Here is a 22316-nt window from a genome sequence, read left to right on the forward strand (position 1 = left end):
CCTGCTTATTCGCACCTTCCCTAGATAAATTCTGGCCTCAGATGACATCAGAAAGAATCATCTCAAGATCAACCTATCATGACGGAACGCAGGAGAGAAGCGAGCTGGTTGAGATCCTGAGCGACATTGTATCCATGACGAGATAATGTATTAAATAAGCATCTCAGGTGCATATATTCCGGTCCTCAACAAAGGACCGGAGTACAGAGTAGTAAAAACCCGAAATTAATCGGGTTTGAATTATATAAAGATTAACCGACTCCCGCGCCCAGGAACGATGTAAAATCACGCTTGTCGTGACATTTCTACAATGTTTACTTTTGACTATCAAGCCATTTATTCATCTGCTCAATTTCACCTTTTTGAGCTTTAATGATGTCCTGCGCGAGCTTTCTCATTTTCGGATCTTTTCCGTATTTGAGCTCGGTCTCAGCCATTGCTATTGCCCCTTCATGGTGCGCTACCATGCCTTTCGCAAAAGCCTTGTCGGGATCGGACTCATTTACGGCAGCCATCATTTTGTCATGCATGTCTTTCATGCCAGCCATATATTCCTGTGACGAAGCCGAGGTAGACATATCAGTCATTTTCATTTCTGAATGTTCTGCTGAAATCGCTGGCAGGGATAACATTAATACTGCAAATAAAGTGTTTCTGGCTTTCATAAAAAATATCCTTTTAGCGTTGATGCCCGTTAACTGTAGCAGAATCTGATAAAAATGCCCCCTGTAGGGGGCAAAGATGTTGCCATATATCCGGTTACGGAAAAATCTATCAAGGAAATAAGGACAGCACAGATACTTCCCTCGCCGTCAGCCTGCACTGAGCATGCGACGATGCGCTTCGGCCATGGCCTGATGTGGGCCAGACTGACCGTTATTCATAAATTCATGGGCAACTGCAGCTCTTTCATGCTCATTCATTGCCGCTAATGACTTCGACGGCCCGGTAGGGGAAACGGTCTGACTTCCCATCATCCTCTGATGACTTTCCACCATTTTCTGGTGCGCATCCGCCGACCCGTTCGTCATGGTTTCATGAGCAATAATGGCCTGTTCATGCTGGTCCATACCGGCCATACGAGGTGCAGTCCCCTGGATCCCGACAGGAGCCGCAGCAGACTGCATCTGGTGAGCAGGTGCCTGTGCATTGTTGACCCGCTCATGGATATTCACGGTTTCAGTGGCCCAGGCCGAAGAAATTAAGCCAAAGCCCAGCAAGGATGCTAATACGATATTTTTCATGATAACTCTCCATTTCTTAATTAGTGATGTCCGGGGGAGTACAACCGGTGTTTTCAGTTCCATAACTGAAACAGGTTCGGAAGTGTTTATTTCTCCGGGAGGGGACTGGATATTCATTTCCTGGCGTCCACTGACGCCGGATATTGATAAAGCAATCCAGCCTTCCTGATAAGTTGCACTAATTATATCGAATGGCTTCTGTTTGCTGCATGACAGGCTAATGACATCTTTGTCATTTAAATCTTTATTCCCAGCACTGGGTGTCCGGAATCATTTTCTCCAGTCTGGGCACGGATAAGATAAAACGCGTTGAGTGTACGTCCGATTCCACCTGCACTCTTCCGTGATGTGCTTCCACGATTGACTTCACAATCGCAAGGCCGATGCCGCTGCCTTCTCCTTTTCGTTGTCTGGACGGATCCACCCGATAAAAACGGTCAAACAACCTTGATAAATGCTCTTCAGGGATTGGTTTCCCCGGATTGTCAATCACAAGGTCAAAAAAGCTCTCCTGCTCTCTTATTGAGACGGTGATTGCCTGTCCCTCTGGGGTATAACGCAGGGCGTTGGATAACAGATTATTGATCGCTCTTCTGAACATTTGTGGATCTCCCTCAACCAGGCAGGGCATCCCGTTAAATTTGAGCATAATATTGCGTTCTTCGGCCCAGGCTTCGAAAAACTCGAAGACTTTCATGACTTCTGCTCTGAGGTCAAACCGAACCCTGTCAGGTATCAGCTGATTATTGTCCGCCTGTGCCAGGAACAGCATGTCGCTGACCATTTTGGTCATCCGGTTATACTCTTCAAGGCTGGAATAGAGGACATCCTCAAGTTCCTTCTGCGTTCGATCCTGACTCAGAGCGATTTCAGTCTGCGTCACCAGATTGGTGATGGGTGTTCTGATCTCGTGCGCGATATCGGCAGAGAAATTGGCCTGGCGGGTAAAAACATCCTCAATCTTTCCAATCATATGATTGAACGAGATAACCAGCTGCTCCAGCTCAATGGGAACGCGTGTCGGTTCCAGCCGCGCATCAAGATTCTCGGAGGTGATGTTTTTAATGGCATTGCTGACATTACGAAGGGGCAGGTGCCCCTGACGGACAGCAATGCGAATGATCAGAACAATCAGCAGGCTTATCACGACGGCAATCGCAATCAGATTTTTTTTCAGCGCATCGAGGTAATGGAGATGGAAATTAATGGAGAGGTCAGTCAGCATGACATAGTTCTGCTGTTTGCCCTGAAATGTCGCCTGGCCAGAGGAGGCGATAATCCTGTATGTTTCCATCTTCATTTCGGACCCGGTATCCATCGGTCCCGCAGGATCCTCCACCGTCCAGAGAAAGACATCCCGTGCGCGGCTGTGCTCGCTAAAATCTGCTGAATTCACTGCCGGGCGTAGTGCCGCCCCCTGAGCTGAGCTAAAGAGCACTTCACCCCTGGGATTGAGGAGCAAAAGGGCAACGTTGCGGTAGCTGGCAATTGATTCCTTTATTTTGCTTATTTTTTTATCATCCGGATCCACCGGGGACTGCAGTATACGGTTCAGTGTGGTGCTGATTTGTTGAAGATCGCTGACATCCTGCTCGGCAAAATGATTTTCAACAGAATGCAGCATAAACCAGGTGAAGGCGATAAAAGCCAGTATCGTGGACAGGCTGATAAAAAAGGTCAGCCGCAGAGCGAGTGAGAAAGGGCGTCTGGAAGGTTTGCTATGCATCCGGGACCTCCAGCATGTAGCCCACGCCCCGGACTGTCTGGATCAGCTTTGTCCCGTAATCGTTGTCTATTTTAGCGCGGAGTCGCTTTACTGCGACATCGATCGCATTAGTGTCGCTGTCAAAATTCATGTCCCAGACCTGAGAGGCAATCAGGGAGCGGGGAAGAACCTCTCCCTGATGGCGAATGAAGAATTCCAGCAGGCTGAACTCTTTACTGGTGAGCACAATGCGGTTTCCGGCGCGACTGACTTTTCTGGATACGAGATCAATCGAGAGGTCAGCCACCTTAAACTGGCTTTCCGTGATCATCGTGTTTCCCCGCCTCAGAAGGGTTCTCACCCGGGCGAGCAGTTCGGCAAACGCAAAGGGTTTAACCAGATAATCGTCCGCACCCAGTTCCAGTCCTTTGACCCTATGTTCGATCGTGCCGAGGGCTGTCAGCAGTAAGACCGGCATACCCTTTCCGGCAGTGCGCAGCATGCGGATGATATCCCAGCCGTTCACATCAGGTAGCATGATATCCAGAATGACTAAATCATACTCGGCTGTCATGGCGAGATGATATCCGGTAAGACCATTATCAGCGTGATCCACTACGAACCCTGCCTCTGTAAGCCCTTTGCTGAGATATTCACCTGTTTTAATTTCGTCTTCGACGATCAATATTTTCATCTTGCTCCCCGGCTGGCTGCTAATGTCATTCTATTGCGCCCACGATCGTTATCAACGGATTACAGCAAAAATGACAACATTGTCATTATCCTGTCACCCGGCAAACAGAGAGCGTTAGGTAAAGTACCCCTATCAATACTCTGGACTTCATTTGAACCATTTACCAGGTCTGCCTGGACGAGAAGCGTTATGTTCAAATTAAAATTACTCAGCATTAGCACGATATTCATCCTGGCAGGCTGCGTGTCGCTTGCGCCTGAATATCAGCGGCCCGCAGCACCGGTACCCCAGCAGTTTTCACTGTCCCATAACAGCCTGACGCCAGCGGTAAATGGCTATCAGGATACGGGCTGGCGTAACTTTTTTGTCGATCCCCAGGTTACCCGGTTGATCGGTGAAGCTCTGACTAATAACCGTGATTTGAGAATGGCTGCCCTGAAGGTTGAAGAGGCCCGAGCCCAGTTCAACGTCACGGATGCAGATCGTTATCCCCAGCTGAATGCCTCATCCGGGATAACATACAGCGGTGGTCTGAAAGGTGACAAGCCGACCACACAGGAGTACGACGCGAGACTGGAGCTCAGCTATGAGCTCGATTTTTTCGGCAAACTTAAGAACATGAGTGATGCTGACCGCCAGAACTACTTTGCCAGCGAAGAAGCCCGTCGGGCCGTACACATCCTGCTGGTCTCCAACGTTTCACAGAGCTATTTCAGCCAGCAACTGGCGTACGAACAACTCCGTATTGCGCGGGAAACGCTGAAAAATTATGAACAGTCCTATGCTTTCGTTGAGCAACAGCTCGTGACCGGGAGTACGAACGTTCTGGCACTTGAACAGGCGAGAGGACAAATCGAAAGTACCCGCGCCGAAATAGCCAAACGAGAAGGCGATCTGGCTCAGGCAAACAATGCCCTGCAACTGGTGCTGGGAACGTACCGCGCACTTCCGTCAGAAAAAGGGATGAAAGGCGGGGAGATCGCACCAGTAAAATTGCCACCAAATCTATCTTCACAAATTTTGCTGCAGCGACCGGATATTATGGAAGCGGAATATCAGCTGAAAGCGGCTGATGCCAATATTGGCGCAGCGCGAGCGGCCTTTTTCCCCTCCATTACCCTGACCAGTGGTCTTTCCGCAAGCAGTACGGAGCTGTCAAGCCTGTTTACGTCAGGAAGTGGAATGTGGAATTTTATCCCTAAAATTGAAATTCCTATTTTTAATGCTGGCAGGAATAAAGCCAATCTGAAGCTGGCTGAAATTCGCCAGCAACAATCGGTGGTTAATTACGAACAAAAAATTCAGTCAGCCTTTAAGGATGTTTCCGACACGCTTGCGCTGCGCGACAGCCTTAGCCAGCAACTTGAGTCACAGCAGCGTTATCTTGATTCACTTCAGATAACTCTCCAGCGTGCCAGAGGATTATATGCAAGTGGTGCTGTCAGTTACATCGAAGTGCTGGATGCAGAACGTTCCCTCTTCGCTACGCAGCAAACCATTCTCGATCTTACCTATTCCCGACAGGTTAACGAAATTAATCTGTTTACCGCGCTGGGTGGCGGTTGGGTAGAGTAAATTTATTTAATTAATCAGGAAATTAAAAATGCGTAATTCACTTAAAGCCGTTTTATTTGGTGCCTTCTCTGTCATGTTTTCTGCCGGTCTTCATGCTGAAACACATCAGCATGGCGATATGAATGCTGCCAGTGATGCTTCGGTACAGCAGGTTATCAAGGGCACCGGTGTCGTTAAAGACATTGATATGAATAGTAAAAAGATTACCATTTCGCACGAAGCAATCCCTGCTGTGGGCTGGCCTGCAATGACCATGCGCTTCACTTTTGTTAATGCAGACGACGCTATCAATGCCCTGAAAACCGGCAACCATGTCGATTTCTCGTTTATTCAGCAGGGCAATATCTCCTTACTCAAAAGCATTAACGTTACGCAATCCTGATTATCAGTCCGGAGCGAATACATCCAGTGCGCCTGAACATTCATTAAGGGATTACTGTGAATGAATGATCGGGCGCATATGCCAGGTGTTTTGATTTTTCAGCGAGAAATTGTATGGCTTCTTTAAAGATAAAATATGCTGCAATAATTATCAGCAGCCTCATAGCAGGGGGGCTGATATCGGTTACTGCCTGGCAGTATGTAAACTCATCACAAAAAACAGTACAAACCGAACAAAAGGCACCGGAGCGAAAGGTACTTTTCTGGTATGACCCGATGAAACCGGATACCAAATTTGATAAACCCGGAAAATCTCCCTTTATGGATATGGACCTGGTGCCAAAATATGCTGATGAAAGCGGCGATAAAAGCAGTGGCGGGATCCGTATCGATCCAACGCAGGTTCAGAATCTGGGATTAAAAACGCAAAAAGTCACGCGAGGAATGCTGAATTATTCTCAGACAATCCCGGCTAATGTCAGTTACAACGAGTATCAGTTTGTCATTGTGCAGGCGCGCTCTGACGGTTTCGTCGAAAAAGTGTATCCCCTGACGATTGGCGATCATGTGAAGAAAGGCACTCCGCTTATCGATATCACCATTCCTGAATGGGTTGAGGCACAAAGTGAGTTCCTGCTGTTATCCGGTACAGGCGGTACGTCAACCCAGATAAAAGGGGTTCTGGAGCGACTTCGTCTGGCTGGTATGCCGGAAGAGGATATTCAAAGGCTGCGTTCAACCCGCACAATCCAGACCCGTTTTACCATTAAAGCACCTATTGATGGTGTCATTACTGCGTTTGACCTGCGCACCGGAATGAATATTTCGAAAGATAAAGTAGTGGCTCAGATTCAGGGGATGGACCCGGTCTGGATCAGCGCTGCAGTGCCAGAATCTATCGCATATCTGCTGAAAGATACGTCGCAGTTTGAAATTTCGGTACCGGCTTATCCGGATAAAACATTCCATGTCGAAAAATGGAACATTCTTCCCAGCGTGGATCAGACAACCCGTACGCTTCAGGTCCGTCTCCAGGTTTCTAATAAGGATGAGTTTCTCAAGCCGGGCATGAATGCCTATCTGAAACTGAATACCAAGAGCCAGGAGATGCTGCTGATACCAAGCCAGGCCGTTATCGATACCGGCAAAGAACAGCGCGTGATTACTGTTGATGATGAAGGCAAGTTTGTGCCGAAACAGATCCACGTTCTGCATGAATCACAGCAACAGTCCGGCATTGGCTCCGGCCTGAATGAAGGCGATACCGTGGTGGTCAGTGGCCTGTTCCTCATTGACTCCGAAGCCAATATTACGGGCGCGCTGGAACGTATGCGCCACCCTGAAAAAACAGAAAACAGTATGCCAGCAATGTCTGAGCAGCCTGTAAATATGCATTCAGGGCACTGAGGAGACGACGATGATTGAATGGATTATCCGGCGCTCTGTCGCCAACCGTTTCCTGGTCATGATGGGCGCACTGTTTCTCAGCATCTGGGGCACATGGACGATAATTAACACGCCGGTCGATGCGCTGCCTGACCTGTCAGATGTGCAGGTCATTATTAAAACCAGCTATCCCGGACAGGCCCCGCAGATTGTAGAAAACCAGGTCACCTATCCGCTTACCACCACCATGCTGTCCGTACCTGGCGCAAAAACCGTGCGTGGCTTTTCACAGTTCGGTGATTCGTATGTGTATGTCATTTTTGAAGACGGCACCGATCTGTACTGGGCCCGTTCGCGCGTGCTGGAATACCTGAATCAGGTTCAGGGCAAACTGCCTGCGGGTGTGAGCTCTGAAATCGGCCCGGACGCCACGGGAGTGGGCTGGATATTTGAATATGCCCTTGTCGATCGCAACGGAAAACACGACCTTTCAGAACTGCGCTCTCTGCAGGACTGGTTCCTGAAATTTGAGCTGAAAACCATCCCGAACGTGGCTGAGGTCGCTTCGGTTGGCGGCGTGGTGAAACAGTACCAGATTCAGGTCAATCCGGTAAAACTGTCCCAGTACGGTATCAGCCTGCCCGAAGTGAAACAGGCACTTGAATCGTCTAACCAGGAGGCCGGTGGCTCATCCGTTGAAATGGCCGAAGCGGAGTATATGGTCCGTGCCAGCGGTTATCTTCAGAGCATTGATGATTTTAATAACATCGTCCTGAAAACAGGTGAGAACGGCGTGCCGGTTTATCTGCGGGATGTTGCCCGCGTGCAGACCGGGCCCGAAATGAGGCGTGGTATTGCCGAGCTGAACGGCCAGGGAGAAGTCGCCGGCGGCGTGGTGATCCTGCGGTCGGGTAAAAATGCGCGCGACGTTATCACGGCAGTGAGGGATAAACTGGAGACGCTGAAGGCCAGCCTGCCGGAAGGCGTTGAAATCGTGACCACCTACGATCGCAGCCAGTTAATCGACCGGGCGATTGATAACCTCAGCTCCAAACTTCTGGAAGAGTTTATCGTGGTGGCCATCGTCTGTGCTCTGTTCCTGTGGCACGTACGTTCTGCCCTGGTGGCGATTATCTCTCTGCCGCTTGGCCTGTGTATCGCCTTTATCGTCATGCACTTCCAGGGACTGAACGCCAATATCATGTCGCTGGGAGGGATAGCGATTGCCGTCGGTGCGATGGTGGATGCCGCCATTGTGATGATTGAAAATGCGCACAAACGGCTTGAGGAGTGGGATCATCAGCATCCGGGTGAGCAGATTGACAACGCCACCCGCTGGAAGGTGATTACCGACGCCTCCGTGGAAGTGGGACCCGCGTTGTTCATTAGCCTGCTGATCATCACCCTGTCCTTTATTCCTATCTTTACCCTGGAAGGGCAGGAAGGTCGTCTGTTTGGCCCGCTGGCATTCACGAAAACGTACTCCATGGCGGGAGCGGCCGCACTGGCCATCATCGTCATTCCTATTCTGATGGGATTCTGGATCCGGGGGAAAATTCCTGCCGAGACAAGTAACCCCCTGAACCGGGTGCTGATCAAAGCGTATCATCCTTTGCTGCTGCGGGTCCTCCACTGGCCAAAAACAACCCTGCTGGTTGCGGCCTTGTCCATTTTCACGGTTATCTGGCCACTGAGTCAGGTGGGCGGTGAATTTCTGCCGAAGATTAACGAGGGCGATCTGCTGTATATGCCGTCGACCTTGCCTGGCGTCTCTCCGGCAGAAGCTGCAGCGCTCCTGCAGACAACAGACAAGTTAATCAAAAGCGTTCCTGAAGTGGCTTCTGTATTTGGCAAGACCGGTAAAGCAGAGACCGCAACGGATTCCGCGCCGCTCGAAATGGTGGAAACCACGATCCAGCTCAAACCTGAGGATCAGTGGCGTCCCGGCATGACAATTGACAAGATTATTGATGAACTCGACAGGACAGTCCGTTTACCTGGTCTGGCAAACCTCTGGGTGCCGCCTATCCGTAACCGTATTGATATGCTCTCAACCGGGATCAAAAGCCCGATAGGTATCAAAGTGTCCGGGACTGTTCTGTCCGATATCGACGCGACGGCGCAGAGTATCGAGGCGGTAGCCAAAACCGTGCCTGGCGTGGTGTCTGTCCTGGCTGAGCGACTTGAGGGCGGGCGCTACATCGATATCGATATCAACCGGGAGAAAGCCTCCCGCTACGGGATGACGGTAGGTGATGTCCAGCTGTTCGTCTCTTCAGCAATCGGAGGTGCTATGGTGGGTGAGACGGTTGAAGGGGTGGCCCGGTACCCTATTAACATTCGCTACCCGCAGGATTACCGGAACAGTCCGCAGGCGCTGAAACAGATGCCGATCCTGACCCCGATGAAGCAGCAGATCACGCTGGGCGATGTCGCGGATATTAACGTCGTTTCTGGACCAACCATGCTGAAAACCGAAAATGCCCGGCCAGCCAGCTGGATTTATGTTGATGCCCGCGGCAGGGACATGGTGTCGGTGGTTAACGACATTAAGACGGCCATCAGCGAGAAAGTGAAACTGAGACCGGGAACCAGTGTGGCATTCTCCGGACAGTTTGAACTGCTTGAGCATGCCAACAAGAAACTGAAGCTGATGGTGCCGATGACGGTGATGATCATTTTCATCCTGTTGTATCTGGCATTCCGCCGGGTTGACGAAGCCCTGCTGATCCTGATGAGCCTGCCGTTCGCCCTGGTTGGCGGAATATGGTTCCTGTACTGGCAGGGCTTCCATATGTCAGTGGCGACCGGAACCGGGTTTATCGCCCTGGCCGGGGTGGCAGCAGAGTTTGGCGTGGTCATGCTGATGTATCTGCGTCATGCCATTGAAGCGCACCCGGAATTGTCCCGTAAAGAGACGTTCACACCGGAAGGTCTTGATGAAGCCCTCTATCATGGTGCCGTACTGCGTGTCCGGCCGAAAGCCATGACCGTGGCGGTGATCATTGCGGGTCTGCTGCCAATACTCTGGGGAACCGGCGCAGGTTCAGAAGTCATGAGCCGTATTGCTGCGCCAATGATTGGTGGGATGATCACGGCTCCGCTGCTGTCCCTGTTCATTATTCCTGCCGCCTACAAATTAATCTGGCTGCGCAGACATAAAAAAAGCGTGTCATAACCCTGAAAGGGCGCCCCCAGTGGGCGTCCTTCTGCACTGATTCACCCTGACGTCAGGGTTTATATCGATAATATACAGAGGTGAGTATGAAAAAAGTGATTCTAATGGCCCTGGCTCTCGGCCTGTCACTGCCTGCAATGGCGAGTGAAAAAGTCATTGATATGTACAAATCTGAAAACTGTGGCTGTTGTTCCCTGTGGGGCAAAGCGATGGAAAAAGACGGGTTCGAAGTGCGAACTCACGTCATGAATGATCAGGCGCTGTCAGCCCTGAAAGAAAAGCATGCTGTTCCTGCTGGACTACGAAGTTGTCATACCGCGGTTGTAGGTAATTTGATCATTGAAGGCCATGTGCCTGCGGCAACGATACATAAGGCCATGCAGTCTGGTTCGGGTATATACGGTCTCGCCACCCCCGGTATGCCAGCAGGAAGTCCGGGAATGGAGATGGGGGCCCGAAAAGAGGCTTACGATGTTATCGCATTCTCACCGGAGGGCAGTAAAAAAGTCTTCCAGCGAATCGAATAGTCAGCGGAACGGCTGATAACGGGACGCCGGCAGCAGGCACTCTTATGCCGGCGGCATTCGTGGTAATCGCATCCATGACATATCCTGAAGACAGAAAATGCTTCAGATATGCATAAGGAGAGTTACTGTGAAAAATGACAATGCAGTGGAACATAACAACCAGACTGCTTCTGAGCAGACATCATCCCCGGACGAGAGTCACGCATTGCATAAGGTGAGAGATCCCGTGTGCGGGATGGTCATCCTGCCTGACAAGGCGCACAGCAGCATTCGATACCAGGACCATCAGCTTTATTTCTGCTCCGCCAGCTGTGAGAGCAAATTTAAAGCCCATCCCGATCATTATTTTACCGAAGATGCCAGTGAACATCACCATCACCACGACCACCATGAAGTCAGCCCTGATAAGATAAAACAGTCTCACCGCCAGGCGGAGAAAGAGATTTCTGAAGGTGTGTGGACATGTCCGATGCATCCGGAGATACGCCGTAGTGGTCCCGGAAGCTGTCCTGTCTGTGGAATGGCACTGGAGCCGCTCGTAGCTACGGCATCCACGGGGACGAGTGATGAACTTCGCGACATGACAAGACGCTTCTGGCTGGGGTTGTTGCTGGCGTTTCCGGTTCTGATACTCGAAATGGGTTCTCATCTGTTTCCCGCTTTGAGGAATACAGTACCGCCACAGTACAACACATGGCTGCAGTTACTTCTGGCCTCTCCTGTCGTTTTGTGGTGTGGCTGGCCATTCTTCGCCCGGGCCGGAATGTCGTTACGTAACCGCTCCCTGAATATGTTTACCCTTGTTGCAATGGGGACCGGCGTAGCCTGGGTTTACAGCGTCATTGCAACCGTCTTCCCCTCCTGGTTTCCTGCATCGTTCAGAAACATGGATGGCCTGGTGGCCATTTATTTTGAAGCCGCAGCTGTTATTACGGTGCTTGTTCTGCTGGGACAGGTCCTTGAATTGCGGGCAAGGGAACAAACCTCAGGTGCCATTACTGCACTTCTGAACCTTGCCCCCAAAACCGCCAGGCGGCTGGATCATGACGGTCATGAAACGGATATTAATGCGGAAGATGTCCTGCCTGGCGATAAGCTCCGCATCAGACCTGGAGAGAGTATTCCGGTCGACGGTATCGTGGTCGAAGGCAAAACAACCGTTGATGAATCGATGGTGACCGGGGAATCTATGCCTGTTACCAAAACGGAGGGTGACCCTGTCATCGGGGGGACCATTAATCAGACAGGTAGTCTTATCATCCGTGCAGAGAAAGTCGGTGATGAAACGATGCTCTCACGAATTGTTCAGATGGTCGCTGATGCACAGCGTTCGCGGGCCCCCATCCAGAGAATGGCTGACAGCGTTTCAGGCTGGTTTGTTCCTCTGGTGATACTTATCGCGGTTGTTGCTTTCATGATCTGGTCTGTCTGGGGGCCCGAGCCCAGGATGGCGCACGGTCTCATTGCGGCTGTGTCGGTCCTGATTATTGCCTGTCCCTGCGCGCTGGGGCTGGCCACGCCGATGTCGATAATGGTGGGGGTGGGCAAAGGAGCCCAGGCCGGGGTGTTAATCAAGAATGCCGAAGCCCTTGAGCGTCTTGAAAAAGTGGACACGCTGGTTGTCGACAAAACAGGCACGCTCACGGAAGGTTCGCCGACGGTGACAGGGATTATCAGTCTCAATCCGGGTGGGGAAACATCTCTTTTGCGTGTAACGGCCGCAGTGGAAAAAGGCTCGCAGCATCCGCTGGGTATGGCAGTAGTTAAAGCAGCACAGGAAAAGGGGATCGCAATACCCGCAGTCACTCATTTCAATGCGCCGTCGGGTAAAGGTGTCTCAGGCGATGTCGAAGGTCAACGGGTTGTTATTGGTAATGAACTGGCTATGCAGGAAAACAGTATCGTTATTGATAATCAAAAGGCCGTTGCGGATACGTTGCGGATGGAAGGTGCTACCGTTATCTATGTGGCCACAGACGGGCACCTTGCAGGCCTGATAGCTATCTCGGATCCCGTGAAAGCAACCACGCCGGATGCGCTTAAAGCTTTGCGTCAGGCGGGGATCCGCATCGTTATGCTCACCGGGGATAACCAGCTTACCGCTGAAGCAGTCGCACGGAAACTGGGAATAGATGAGGTTGAAGCCGGGATTCTGCCGGATGGCAAAAAAGCAGTGATAACCCGACTGAAAGCGTCTGGCCATGTGGTTGCGATGGCCGGAGACGGTGTGAATGATGCCCCGGCGCTGGCAGCGGCTGACGTGGGAATAGCCATGGGAACGGGTACAGATGTGGCAATTGAAAGTGCCGGAGTCACCCTTCTCAAAGGCGACTTGATGATACTGAACAGGGCCCGTCATCTGTCAGAAATCACCATGAAAAATATCCGACAGAATCTGTTTTTTGCATTTATCTACAACGCACTTGGCGTGCCTGTGGCTGCAGGCCTGCTTTATCCTGTGTATGGAATACTGCTGTCGCCAGTTATTGCGGCGGCGGCCATGGCTCTTTCCTCCGTCAGCGTCATTGTGAATGCGTTGCGTCTGAAAAGTGTCAGGCTCGGGAAATAACACTGAGTGAAGGGGCTGTTACGAACAGAAGGAGTCCAGTATGAAAAGTACCACCTATGCGCTTATTGCTGTCGCCGCGATCGTGGCATTTGCCCTCCTGCGCGAACACTGGTCACATGTGGCAGGTTACTGGCCATATCTGTTATTGCTGGTCTGCCCGCTAATGCATCTTTTCCACGGCCACGGAGGGCATGGAGATCATCAACATCAAGGAAGTGAAAACGATAAAAAAAATTAATCCGGCAGACGGGGCCGCGTCGCGGCCCCGTTATCAGTCCAGGTATCGTTCGTAGTCTCTGGCATGCGCAAAGGCATGCTGTTCAAGTTTGTTATCAGCGGGTGCCGCTGCCCGGAACGCCAGTGAGTTAACAGGATTGTTATTGATGACCAGCTCGTAATGCAGATGAGGACCGGATGAACGTCCGCTGTTACCGGATAACGCAATAGCGCCTCCCCGGGTAACCCTGGCCCCTTTAGTAACGAGTATTTTATTGAGGTGGAGATAGCGAGTTTTAACACCGGCTTTTCCTGTTACTTCAACAAAATATCCCATGGTGCTGTTGTATTCGGCCCGGGTGATTTTTCCGTCGATGACGCTGACTATTTTCGTGTTCATGGGCATGGAATAATCAATGCCATTATGGGGACTCACTTTTCCCGATACCGGGTTAAGTCTTGCAGGATTGAAAGGCGAACTGAGTCTTGCTGTGGCCGGTAACGGATAATCGAGACTGCCTTTCCCGGAAGTATCGGAAAGGTTATAGAACTTTTTATCTGATATACGATACGCCGTGTAATTAAATGAACCGGACGTAAATTTATAGGCCACGACACGTGATTTTCCCGCTTTCTTTTGCAGTACGAGTTTTAATGATTCATTTTTTTTCAAATGCCGCAGATTAAACCGGGAAGGCAAGGAGCGCTGAAGAGTAGCGATCTCGTTCGATTCCAGCCCCGAGCGGGTGGCTGAAAGGTAGGCATTTTCTTTTACGACATCGGTAGAATACATTTACTGGAATTCGCCGTTAGCATGAACACTGCGGCGTATGCTAGGGGTTTTCAGGAGGCGTGTCATCTGTCAGTTAATCGGGAGCACCGTTGATGGTCGTCATTTTTGTAACATATCTTGTTTCCCGTTTGCTCCTGAAGCTCTGGGAACTGTATGACCAGCCCGACGGTGATGATTAACGGGACTGAAACAGGTTACGGCAGAGCAATATGGGGCTCATGTCCTGCTACGTAACCCGTCAGTAAAGCCCTGCTGCGCACCTGACGCTAAGCACTAACCCGCCTGCAGTTACCTGGTCGAATACAGCCCGCGAAGCTTTCTTGCCTGCGTCTGATGTGCTTCCGCACCGGCATTATTGACCTGCTCATGCACGAGAGCGGCTTTTTCTCCGGCATTCAGTTCGTTAAAAGAAGAAGACGAGGTCTTTGAATTTGCATCACTGCCGGACAGCATTTTTTTATGTTCCTCAATCATTTTCTGATGCGCATAGGACGCGCTGTTGTTCATAAATGAATGAGCAACAATGGCCCTTTCATGTTCATTCATTTCAGAGAGTGAGGGCGTGTTGTTTTTATTAACCCTGTCCGGTAAGTTTTCATGCGTCGAGGAGTTCACATGACTGACGGCTGAGGCATTATTAACAAATCGATGTGCTTCATGGGCAATATCACTGGACTGAGCAAAAGCTGCCCCACAAAATAAAGCTGTAAACGCAGTGGCCGTGATTAATATATTCATGTGTAATTACCTTCTGAGGTACATAAAAGATGTCCTTATGATCATATATAAAAATAATCAACCTGTGGGGAAGATGACGTAAATGTAATACAGCTATGTACATTACACGATTGTAATGAATTTGTTTCTTAAGGTGTGCTAGATTCATTTCATTGTAAGTGGATGAACCAGTAATTTAATTTAAATCGGTTCTCGAATTCTGTCAGTAACCATACTTTAAATAAGGGAATGCGCATGCTGTTGAAAACGTCTCGACGAACTTTCCTGAAGGGGTTAACCCTCTCTGGCGTAGCCGGAAGTCTTGGCGTATGGAGTTTCAATGCGCGTTCCAGTCTGAGCCTGCCAGTTGCCGCATCCCTGCAGGGTACTCAGTTTGACCTGACCATTGGTGAAACGGCCGTCAATATCACGGGCAGTGAGCGTCAGGCCAAAACAATCAATGGAGGCCTGCCGGGGCCCGTTCTTCGCTGGAAAGAAGGTGACACCATTACCCTGAAGGTCAAAAACCGTCTTAATGAACAGACGTCCATTCACTGGCACGGCATTATTCTTCCGGCCAATATGGATGGTGTTCCGGGGCTGAGTTTTATGGGCATAGAGCCTGATGATACCTACGTTTACACCTTTAAGGTTAAGCAGAACGGGACTTACTGGTACCACAGCCATTCCGGTCTGCAGGAACAGGAGGGGGTATACGGTGCCATTATCATCGATGCCAGGGAGCCAGAACCGTTTGCTTACGATCGTGAGCATGTGGTCATGTTGTCTGACTGGACCGATGAAAATCCTCACAGCCTGCTGAAAAAATTAAAAAAACAGTCGGATTACTACAATTTCAATAAACCAACCGTTGGCTCTTTTTTCCGCGACGTGAATACCAGGGGGCTGTCAGCCACCATTGCCGATCGGAAAATGTGGGCTGAAATGAAAATGAATCCGACTGACCTCGCGGATGTCAGTGGCTACACCTACACCTATCTCATGAACGGGCAGGCCCCGCTGAAAAACTGGACCGGACTGTTCCGTCCCGGTGAAAAGATACGCTTACGGTTTATCAACGGCTCGGCAATGACCTATTTCGATATCCGTATCCCCGGGCTGAAAATGACGGTCGTGGCTGCAGATGGCCAGTATGTAAACCCGGTTACCGTTGACGAATTCAGGATTGCCGTTGCCGAAACCTATGATGTCATTGTGGAGCCTCAGGGTGAGGCCTATACCATCTTCGCACAATCCATGGACAGGACCGGTTACGCTCGAGGGACACTGGCCACGAGAGAGGGGTTAAGTGCTGCCGTTCCCCCCCTCGATCCCCGTCCTCTGTTGACCATGGAAGATATGGGTATGGGGGGAATGGGACATGATATGGCAAGAATGGACCACAGCCAGATGGGAGGCATGGATAACAGCGGAGAGATGATGTCTATGGACGGTGCTGACCTTCCGGATAGCGGGACATCCTCCGCGCCCATGGATCACAGCAGCATGGCCGGTATGGATCATTCCCGGATGGCCGGAATGCCGGGTATGCAAAGTCATCCTGCGTCAGAAACGGATAACCCACTGGTTGATATGCAGGCGATGAGCGTCTCTCCGAAATTAAATGATCCGGGTATTGGTCTTCGAAATAACGGAAGAAAGGTTCTCACGTACGCGGATTTGAAAAGCCGCTTTGAGGATCCTGACGGACGTGAACCTGGCCGTACCATAGAACTGCATTTAACCGGCCACATGGAAAAGTTTGCCTGGTCATTTAACGGAATCAAGTTTTCAGATGCCGCACCGGTGCTGCTGAAATACGGTGAGCGGCTCAGGATCACGCTGATCAACGATACCATGATGACTCACCCCATTCACCTGCATGGTATGTGGAGCGATCTGGAAGATGAAAACGGTAATTTCATGGTTCGTAAACACACAATAGATGTTCCCCCTGGTACAAAACGCAGTTACAGAGTGACAGCAGATGCGCTTGGCCGCTGGGCGTATCACTGCCATTTGCTCTATCACATGGAAATGGGAATGTTTCGTGAAGTCCGGGTGGAGGAATGATGCGAATGAAGAGAAATTTGAAGGCCATACCTGTTCTGGTCGCCGGTTTGTTTACCTCACAGCTTTCTATTGCGGCGGGCTCCGTCTCTGCAGATCCCCACGCCGGGCACGACATGTCTGCCATGCAGATGCCAGCAGATGAGAATTTCACTGAGATGACGTCAATGGAGCCCATTGTAACTGAGAGCAGAACGCCAATTCCGCCTGTTACCGATGCCGACCGGAAGGCTGCATTCGGCAATTTACAGGGGCATGCGATTCACGACAGTGCGATTAATTATCTGGTTCTGCTGGATCAACTGGAATGGCAACGGTCGGATAACACCAACAATTTCAGCTGGAGTGTTAACAGCTGGATTGGAGGCGACACAGATCGGATTTGGCTAAAGAGTGAAGGTGAACGAAGCAATGGGGAAACGGAGGCGGCTGAAGCGCAGTTACTCTGGGGACATGCGGTTGGCCCATGGTGGGATTTGGTTGCGGGTGTCAGGCAGGATTTCAGACCTGCTTCTGCCCGGACCTGGGCTGCTGTCGGTTTTCAGGGGCTGGCACTCTATAATTTTGAGTCTGAAATTACGGGTTTTGTCAGTAATGGCGGAAAAGCAGCCCTTCGTCTGGGAGGAGAATACGACGTTTTACTGACTAACCGGCTCATACTCCAGCCATCCTATGAGGTGAATTTCTACAGTCAGGATGATGAATCGCGGGGTCGCGGCAGGGGACTGACTGACACAGAGCTGGGGCTCCGGCTGCGCTATGAAATACGCCGTGAGTTTGCACCCTATATAGGCGTTTCCTGGAATCAACTTTACGGGAAAACATCCGATATGGCGAAAAGAGAAGGTGAGAAAGACCATCAGGTAGTATTCCTGGCGGGAGCCAGAATCTGGTTTTAACGCACTGATATAAAACACTCAACTAAACAGGTAAATAAAATGTCGATTTTAAATAAAGCCATTCTTACAGGTGGCCTCGTTATGGGCGTTGCTTTCTCTGCTATGGCCCATCCGGAATTAAAAAGCTCTGTGCCACAGGCTGATTCAGCCGTAGCGGCCCCGGAAAAGATTCAGCTTAATTTCTCGGAAAATCTGACCGTGAAATTCTCAGGTGCAAAATTAACGATGACGGGTATGAAAGGCATGTCATCACATTCTCCGATGCCGGTCGCGGCAAAAGTGGCGCCAGGCGCTGACCCTAAATCGATGGTCATTATTCCGCGAGAGCCTTTACCCGCTGGCACTTATCGTGTTGACTGGCGCGCGGTTTCTTCAGATACGCACCCTATTACCGGTAATTACACCTTTACAGTGAAGTAATATTATGAACGACCTGATTATGATTGTTATTCGTTTTCTTCTTTATCTGGATTTGATGGTAATATTTGGATTGCCATTTTTTCAGATATATGGAATAAGCGGTGTCAGACATGAAACCTATAACCTGACTAATTTCAGGTCGTTTATAACCTTTGCTGTTGTTACAGGCATCATTCTTACTGGCATTAATATGCTCCTGGTATCTAATGCCATGAGTGGAGTAACTGACCTCAGAGAATTATCCATCCATGTTATCGAGATGGTGATAGAAGAAACTGATGTGGGTATTAGCTGGATTGTCAGGCTCTGTGCCCTGTTTACCACACTCGGTGCTTTGTTCCTTTACACTAATAAGAGAGTATTGTCCTGCCTGCTGATGACGATGAGTGGGGGCGTGGCGCTGGCTACACTTGCCTGGGGAGGACACGCCGTTATGCATGACGGTCTGCATTACTATCTCCATTTACTGAGCGATCTGACCCATCTCGGCGCTGCAGGTGCCTGGACAGGTGCTCTGGTTGCATTTGCTATCCTGCTGATGCGCAGAAACGAGCATAATGCACAGAGCGTCATTGTGATATCTGACTCCCTGGCAAAATTTGCCACGGCAGGAACGGTGATTGTTGTAGCCCTGATCCTGAGTGCGCTGGTCAACTATCTGTATATTGCTGAGGGTAACTTAACTCCCTTATTCAACAGTTCCTGGGGGAGGATATTGCTTGCCAAGACGGCTCTGTTTGTTCTGATGCTTCTTCTGGCTGCAGCAAACCGGTTTCACCTGGGTCCCCGGCTTGAAGTTATGGTCAGGGAAGGGAATTATGATCGCAGCGTTGCCCTGATGCGAAACAGCATCCTGACAGAATTCGTTGTTGCGATTATCATTCTGGGCGCCGTAGCGTGGCTCGGAATGCTTGCTCCGTCTCAGGTCAGCTAGGGGACAGCCAAAGCTCATGCGTGAGATTTTTACTTTCATATCAGCGAGTTGACCATGCAGCGTATTTTAATCGTTGAAGACGAACAAAAAACAGGTCGTTACCTGCAGCAGGGACTGGTTGAGGAAGGCTATCAGGCCGATCTCTTTAATAATGGCCGCGATGGTCTCGGGGCCGCGTCGAAGGGACAGTATGATTTGATAATACTGGACGTGATGCTGCCTTTCCTCGACGGGTGGCAAATCATCAGCGCACTGAGGGAGTCCGGGCACGAAGAACCGGTCCTGTTTTTAACCGCAAAGGACAACGTGCGGGACAAAGTGAAAGGACTGGAGCTTGGCGCAGATGACTACCTGATTAAGCCCTTTGATTTTACGGAGCTGGTTGCACGTGTAAGAACCCTACTGCGCCGGGCACGCTCGCAGGCCGCAACAGTCTGCACCATCGCCGATATGACCGTTGATATGGTGCGCCGGACCGTGATCCGTTCGGGGAAGAAGATCCATCTCACCGGTAAAGAATACGTTCTGCTTGAGTTGCTGCTGCAACGCACCGGAGAAGTGTTACCCAGGAGTCTTATCTCGTCCCTGGTCTGGAACATGAATTTTGACAGTGATACGAATGTGATTGATGTCGCCGTGAGACGTCTGAGAAGTAAAATTGATGATGACTTTGAGCCAAAACTGATCCATACCGTTCGCGGTGCCGGATATGTCCTGGAGATCAGAGAAGAGTGAGGTTCAAAATTTCCCTGACCACACGCCTGAGCCTGATTTTTTCTGCGGTGATGCTTACGGTATGGTGGTTATCAAGTTTTATCCTGATTAGCACCCTTAATGGCTATTTCGATAATCAGGACCGCGATTTTCTGACAGGTAAACTTCAGCTCACCGAAGAGTTTCTTAAAACAGAGACGTTCAGGAACAAAACGGATATTAAGTCATTATCAGAAAAAATAAACGATGCGATGGTGGGGCACAATGGCTTATTCATTTCTATAAAAAACATGGAAAATGAAAAAATTGTTGAACTCTATGCCAAAAATTCTGTTGTTCCAGCGGTCCTGCTTAATAAGTCGGGTGATATTCTCGACTATATGATCCAGACGGAAGAAAATAACACCGTGTACCGCAGTATCTCGCGGCGGGTTGCCGTGACGCCGGAACAGGGTAAAAGCAAACATGTCATCATTACGGTTGCCACGGATACTGGGTATCACACCCTGTTTATGGACAAACTCAGTACCTGGCTGTTCTGGTTCAATATCGGTCTGGTCTTTATTTCTGTTTTTCTGGGCTGGCTGACCACACGTATTGGTCTGAAACCGCTACGGGAAATGACCAGTCTGGCTTCCTCCATGACCGTACACAGCCTGGATCAGCGTCTAAATCCCGATCTGGCTCCGCCGGAAATCTCTGAGACCATGCAGGAGTTCAATAATATGTTTGATCGCCTGGAGGGGGCATTCCGGAAACTGTCAGATTTCTCGTCTGACATCGCGCATGAGCTGCGCACACCAGTCAGTAATCTGATGATGCAGACGCAGTTTGCACTGGCTAAGGAAAGGGATGTTTCGCATTACCGCGAAATTTTATTCGCTAACCTGGAAGAACTGAAAAGGTTGTCACGAATGACCAGTGACATGCTTTTTCTGGCACGTTCAGAGCATGGTCTGCTGCGGCTGGATAAACATGATGTGGATCTGGCAGCCGAACTGAATGAATTACGTGAGTTGTTCGAGCCCCTGGCAGACGAAACAGGAAAGACAATCACGGTTGAAGGAGAGGGCGTTGTTGCCGGAGACAGCGATATGCTCCGACGTGCTTTCAGTAACCTGCTTTCCAATGCAATCAAGTATTCTCCCGATAACACCTGTACAGCGATACACCTTGAGCGTGACAGTGACTGTGTGAACGTGATGATTACGAATACGATGTCCGGCCAGGTTCCCGCTAATCTGGAACGTTTGTTTGACCGGTTCTATCGCGCAGACTCATCAAGGTTCTACAACACGGAAGGCGCGGGGCTGGGATTATCAATTACAAGGTCGATCATTCATGCTCACGGCGGCGAGCTGTCAGCAGAACAGCAGGGGCGTGAAATTGTGTTCAAAGTGCGCCTGTTAATGGATTAATCCCGTTGTTCAGGAGAAACCTGGAAGGTGACAAAATTGTCATCATTCAGTCACGCGATAAACAGAGGCGGTTTTTTATAATTATTCATAAATCAGGAGCAGCGTGATAACACAATCACCTGGTTCCTGGAGTGATGATTAACCCGCCCTGAGATCAACTGCTTTCTCTGTTATAAGCCATTGATTGTTTGGGTATGTAAACACCGGAGACCCAACCATGAAAAAGATTCTCGTATCATTTGTTGCCATTATGGCTGCCGCTTCATCTGCCATGGCTGCAGAGACAATGAACATGCATGACCAGGTAAATAATGCACAGGCACCTGCCCACCAGATGCAGTCATCTGCTGAAAAAAGTGCAATTCAGGGAGACAGCATGACAATGATGGATATGAGCAGTCACGATCAGGCCGCAATGTCCCATGACATGATGCAAAACAGCAATTCTGCTGCCCACCAGGACATGGCTGAAATGCATAAAAAAATGATGAAAGCTAAACCCGGAGCTACCAACGAAACAGCAAAGTCATTTTCTGAAATGAGCGAGCATGAGAAGGCCGCAGCTGTACATGAGAAGGCGAATAATGGTCAGTCTTCCGTTGTTCACCAGCAGCAGGCTGATAAGCATCGCAGTCAGATCACCCAGAATTAACCCGCAGCTCCACTTGTTAGACCCTCATTTGACGCCGAAGTCACTGGCTTACGCTCCCGTCCGGGAGCGTTTTTTTTCCCATATATCAAACTTTAACTCTGAAGAGGTGGAAGTATCTGACCAACACTGTCACGTAACGCCAGATAACTACAAAAACACCTTTTTCCTCCTGTAAATTGCAGTTCCTGCAAGAACATCAAGGTAGACTGGCCCCCTGAATCTCC

Annotated in this window: 20 protein-coding genes; 14 read left to right on the top strand and 6 right to left on the bottom strand. The window is 50.0% G+C overall.

Annotated elements, in window-relative coordinates; all coding sequences use genetic code 11:
* Nucleotides 1-314: 314 nt before the first annotated feature.
* The 4 genes from FDW95_RS22190 to silR form a co-directional block, all read right to left on the bottom strand.
* Nucleotides 315-665: a DUF305 domain-containing protein gene (locus FDW95_RS22190; protein ID WP_000647571.1), complete on the bottom strand. Its 351-nt coding sequence runs from the start codon at nt 663-665 to the stop codon at nt 315-317.
* Nucleotides 666-812: 147 nt separating this feature from the next.
* Nucleotides 813-1244, bottom strand: coding sequence for a silver-binding protein SilE (silE, locus tag FDW95_RS22195; RefSeq protein ID WP_000790485.1), 432 nt, complete (start codon nt 1242-1244; stop codon nt 813-815).
* A 244-nt stretch (nt 1245-1488) separates the two neighbouring features.
* The gene (gene silS, locus FDW95_RS22200; protein WP_137363619.1) at nt 1489-2970 is read right to left on the bottom strand and encodes a copper/silver sensor histidine kinase SilS; all 1482 of its coding nucleotides are present in this window, start codon (nt 2968-2970) and stop codon (nt 1489-1491) included.
* On the bottom strand, nt 2963-3643 hold the full coding sequence (gene silR, locus FDW95_RS22205) for a copper/silver response regulator transcription factor SilR (protein WP_000697969.1): 681 nt from the start codon (nt 3641-3643) through the stop codon (nt 2963-2965). Before silR ends, silS begins: the two co-directional genes overlap by 8 nt.
* 189 nt (nt 3644-3832) lie before the next feature.
* On the opposite strand from silR, the gene silC reads away from it, so the two are divergent.
* The 7 genes from silC (at nt 3833) to FDW95_RS22240 (ending at nt 13497) form a co-directional block, all read left to right on the top strand.
* Nucleotides 3833-5218 carry a Cu(+)/Ag(+) efflux RND transporter outer membrane channel SilC gene (silC, locus tag FDW95_RS22210; RefSeq protein WP_000475503.1) on the top strand — a complete coding sequence of 462 codons (1386 nt, stop codon included), beginning with the start codon at nt 3833-3835 and terminating at the stop codon, nt 5216-5218.
* A gap of 28 nt (nt 5219-5246) precedes the next feature.
* A complete protein-coding gene (gene cusF / locus FDW95_RS22215) occupies nt 5247-5600 on the top strand; it encodes a cation efflux system protein CusF (protein ID WP_001246153.1) in 354 nt (117 codons plus the stop codon).
* A 113-nt stretch (nt 5601-5713) separates the two neighbouring features.
* On the top strand, nt 5714-7006 hold the full coding sequence (gene silB / locus FDW95_RS22220) for a Cu(+)/Ag(+) efflux RND transporter periplasmic adaptor subunit SilB (RefSeq protein WP_001485328.1): 1293 nt from the start codon (nt 5714-5716) through the stop codon (nt 7004-7006).
* A gap of 10 nt (nt 7007-7016) precedes the next feature.
* A complete protein-coding gene (silA, locus tag FDW95_RS22225) occupies nt 7017-10163 on the top strand; it encodes a Cu(+)/Ag(+) efflux RND transporter permease subunit SilA (protein ID WP_000574021.1) in 3147 nt (1048 codons plus the stop codon).
* Nucleotides 10164-10249: 86 nt separating this feature from the next.
* A complete protein-coding gene (locus FDW95_RS22230; RefSeq protein ID WP_001735833.1) occupies nt 10250-10690 on the top strand; it encodes a DUF411 domain-containing protein in 441 nt (146 codons plus the stop codon).
* Nucleotides 10691-10787: 97 nt separating this feature from the next.
* A complete protein-coding gene (silP, locus tag FDW95_RS22235) occupies nt 10788-13259 on the top strand; it encodes an Ag(+)-translocating P-type ATPase SilP (RefSeq protein WP_001381307.1) in 2472 nt (823 codons plus the stop codon).
* 40 nt (nt 13260-13299) lie between these two features.
* Complete coding sequence (locus tag FDW95_RS22240) at nt 13300-13497, top strand: DUF2933 domain-containing protein (protein ID WP_115257240.1); 198 nt, start codon at nt 13300-13302, stop codon at nt 13495-13497.
* 33 nt (nt 13498-13530) lie between these two features.
* Here the strand turns inward: FDW95_RS22240 and FDW95_RS22245 are convergent, their stop codons facing one another.
* Together FDW95_RS22245 and FDW95_RS22250 are read right to left on the bottom strand one after the other, a co-directional pair.
* On the bottom strand, nt 13531-14268 hold the full coding sequence (locus FDW95_RS22245) for a peptidoglycan DD-metalloendopeptidase family protein (protein ID WP_000287501.1): 738 nt from the start codon (nt 14266-14268) through the stop codon (nt 13531-13533).
* Nucleotides 14269-14556: 288 nt separating this feature from the next.
* Nucleotides 14557-15006, bottom strand: coding sequence for a copper resistance protein (locus FDW95_RS22250; RefSeq protein ID WP_115257241.1), 450 nt, complete (start codon nt 15004-15006; stop codon nt 14557-14559).
* Nucleotides 15007-15240: 234 nt separating this feature from the next.
* Here FDW95_RS22250 and pcoA point away from each other — a divergent pair, with 234 nt between their 5' ends.
* The 7 genes from pcoA (at nt 15241) to pcoE (ending at nt 22092) form a co-directional block, all read left to right on the top strand.
* The gene (gene pcoA / locus FDW95_RS22255; RefSeq protein WP_000925243.1) at nt 15241-17058 is read left to right on the top strand and encodes a multicopper oxidase PcoA; all 1818 of its coding nucleotides are present in this window, start codon (nt 15241-15243) and stop codon (nt 17056-17058) included.
* A 5-nt stretch (nt 17059-17063) separates the two neighbouring features.
* On the top strand, nt 17064-17954 hold the full coding sequence (gene pcoB, locus FDW95_RS22260) for a copper resistance outer membrane transporter PcoB (protein WP_001378118.1): 891 nt from the start codon (nt 17064-17066) through the stop codon (nt 17952-17954).
* Nucleotides 17955-17993: 39 nt separating this feature from the next.
* On the top strand, nt 17994-18374 hold the full coding sequence (pcoC, locus tag FDW95_RS22265) for a copper resistance system metallochaperone PcoC (RefSeq protein ID WP_000025662.1): 381 nt from the start codon (nt 17994-17996) through the stop codon (nt 18372-18374).
* A 55-nt stretch (nt 18375-18429) separates the two neighbouring features.
* Nucleotides 18430-19308 carry a copper resistance inner membrane protein PcoD gene (gene pcoD / locus FDW95_RS22270; RefSeq protein WP_229692861.1) on the top strand — a complete coding sequence of 293 codons (879 nt, stop codon included), beginning with the start codon at nt 18430-18432 and terminating at the stop codon, nt 19306-19308.
* A gap of 54 nt (nt 19309-19362) precedes the next feature.
* A complete protein-coding gene (gene pcoR / locus FDW95_RS22275; RefSeq protein WP_001188930.1) occupies nt 19363-20043 on the top strand; it encodes a copper response regulator transcription factor PcoR in 681 nt (226 codons plus the stop codon).
* A complete protein-coding gene (gene pcoS, locus FDW95_RS22280) occupies nt 20040-21440 on the top strand; it encodes a copper resistance membrane spanning protein PcoS (protein ID WP_001211180.1) in 1401 nt (466 codons plus the stop codon). The genes pcoR and pcoS overlap by 4 nt, the downstream gene beginning before the upstream one ends.
* A gap of 217 nt (nt 21441-21657) precedes the next feature.
* Nucleotides 21658-22092 (top strand): copper resistance system metallochaperone PcoE, encoded by a 435-nt coding sequence (gene pcoE / locus FDW95_RS22285; RefSeq protein WP_000723069.1) that lies wholly within the window; start codon nt 21658-21660, stop codon nt 22090-22092.
* The last annotated feature ends 224 nt before the right edge of the window (nt 22093-22316 follow it).

Origin of the sequence: Citrobacter sp. wls718 (genome assembly GCF_005280945.1) — a bacterium.
In the GTDB taxonomy this organism is placed as follows: domain Bacteria; phylum Pseudomonadota; class Gammaproteobacteria; order Enterobacterales; family Enterobacteriaceae; genus Citrobacter; species Citrobacter gillenii.